Annotated in this window: 1 pseudogene; it reads right to left on the reverse strand. The window is 69.5% G+C overall.

Features of this window, described 5'->3' with window-relative positions:
- Positions 1 to 895 (reverse strand): annotated as a pseudogene (locus tag ABGB16_RS33790) (hypothetical protein); the annotation flags it as partial.
- Positions 896 to 975 lie beyond the last annotated feature (80 nt).

The following is a 975-nucleotide window of genomic DNA, read 5'->3' on the forward strand; positions in this document are numbered from 1 at the left end:
TGCGCGACGCGCCCAACTGCCGGTCGGACCATACGCCGCTGGTGACGAGTTGGGCGAGCACGGCGGAGTCGATGACGCTGCCTTCGGCCAGGTTGTCCCAGATCACCACCCCGACCTGTTCCGCCAGTACAGCCGTGATCGACTTTCGTAGTTCCTCATCTGAGTAGGCCCAGGTCATGACGCGCTGGCCGTAGAGCATGCCCGGCCCGGCCGTCAGGATCGTCTTCCCTGATGACGGCATGGTGGCGTCGATCAGGGCGAACGGGGTCAGCGAGCGGGTGAAGTGCCGCAGGATCGGCGTGGCCAACAGCGCCACGTAGTTGGCCCGGTCCGCGGCGCTGGCCCACGGGAAATCCCGCAGGAAGCGGCCCAGCAGGAAATGCCGCGCTTCGGCTACCTGCTCCGGGGTGGGTTCGTCCGGCACGGGTGGCAGTGCGACCTTGGACGCCAGGTAGAGGCCGGTTGCCGGGTCGTAGCCGGGTTGCTGCAACAGGGTGCCGTCGCGGCGCAGCACCGGGGCACCGATGATCCCGCGCAGCGGCGGCACGCCCGGCCACGTTTTGCCGGCCAGCACCGACGACAGGATGTCCCGAGGTGGGGTCACCTCCTCCTCGTACATTTCCGGGTCGCCGGTGTCGCTCTTGCGCGCTTTGACGCGGTAGACGTAGGCGTGCTGCGCCAGCAACCCGGCCAGCCCGGCCGGGTTGATCGTGCTGGCCGCGACGGGCAGCGGCGAATCTTCGTCGGCCGCCGTGGTGAGCCCGCCGGAGACGGCTTCCATGTGGACCAGCGACCCGGCCGAGACGTACGTGTCGGGCAGTAGCCCGCCGACCAACGCCGACTTGAGCACGCGGATGGTTTCGGGGCCGGTGCCGATCTGTAGCCGCTCGGTCATGCTGCTGCCCTTCCCAGGTTGGCCAGGTGGCGCGGGTTGCGCGCCCCGGTGCGGAGGCCGGATGCGATCGTGCGGGCGAT

The organism is Micromonospora sp. B11E3 (genome assembly GCF_039871625.1).
Lineage (GTDB): Bacteria > Actinomycetota > Actinomycetes > Mycobacteriales > Micromonosporaceae > Micromonospora.